Below are 1,076 nucleotides of genomic sequence, written 5' to 3'. Positions count from 1 at the left end.
AGCCTCTCAATCAAGAGGTCATTCACAAGTTTCAGGAGCAATTCAACATTACGATTCGTGACGGCTATGGTCAAACGGAGAGCACATTAATTATTGGTAATTTAAAGGATGCACCTCTGCGTACAGGCTCGATGGGCAAATCCATTGCACCGGGACTCGTTGAGGTCGTAGACGAGGATGGCATTCCGCTGGCTCCGGGGCAAGTGGGAGATATTGCAGTGCGTGCCGATCTGCCGGCATTATTCCATACGTATTACCATGATCCAGAACGCAAATTAGCTAGTGTCCACGGAGATTATTTTGTTACAGGAGACCGGGCTCGCAAAGACGAGGATGGATATTTCTGGTTCGAAGGACGTGGTGATGATATCATTATCAGTTCTGGCTATACTATTGGTCCTTTTGAAGTAGAGGAAGCGCTTATGAAGCATGACTCCGTGCAGGAATGTGCTGCCGTAGCCAGCCCTGACGAAATCCGTGGACATGTTGTAAAGGCTTTTGTCGTACTCAAAGCTGGGGTAGAAGGATCACCGGCGTTAGTGAAGGAACTGCAACATCATGTGAAAACATGGACGGCGCCTTATAAGTATCCACGAAAAATAGAGTTTATTCAAGAGCTTCCTAAAACTAGCTCGGGCAAAATACGAAGAGTGGAGCTGCGTGAACTGGAGAAGCAATCCGTACTGTAGTGATGAAATCATTCAATATAATCAAAACGGAACAGGAGCGTGGAAAAATGAGTACGTTTGAATCATTGTTGGAGCAATACGCAGAACTGGTCGTAAGAGTAGGGGTTAACATTCAGCCCGGACAGGTGTTTTTGGTAACTGCACCACTGGAAACTGTTGAGTTTACACGCCTGATTGTCAGCAAAGCCTATGAAGCAGGCGCTAAATATGTACAGGTAGAGTTCGAGGATGATTCCATTACACGTAGTCGTTTTGAACATGGTGACGAAGCCAGCTTTGATTACTACCCTACTTGGAAGGCAGAAATGATGGAGAAATTTGCCGAAGAGGGTGGAGCCACACTAACGATTAAAGTGCCGAATCCGGATTTATATCAGGGCATTGATC

General features: G+C 46.1%; 2 protein-coding genes. Both read left to right on the top strand.

What is annotated here, in order from left to right; translation table 11 throughout:
* A partial coding sequence (locus tag GRP75_RS27775; protein WP_160790983.1) for an AMP-binding enzyme occupies positions 1-689 on the top strand: 689 nt, incomplete at its 5' end.
* 47 nt (positions 690-736) lie between these two features.
* Positions 737-1,076 (top strand): aminopeptidase (locus tag GRP75_RS27770; protein ID WP_160790982.1); only part of this gene is annotated, 340 nt, incomplete at its 3' end.

Origin of the sequence: Paenibacillus sp. OT2-17 (genome assembly GCF_009827695.1) — a bacterium.
In the GTDB taxonomy this organism is placed as follows: Bacteria; Bacillota; Bacilli; order Paenibacillales; family Paenibacillaceae; genus Paenibacillus; species Paenibacillus polymyxa_B.
Note: the sequence above shows the minus strand (reverse complement) of the source record. Positions and strands in the feature narration are given on the sequence as shown.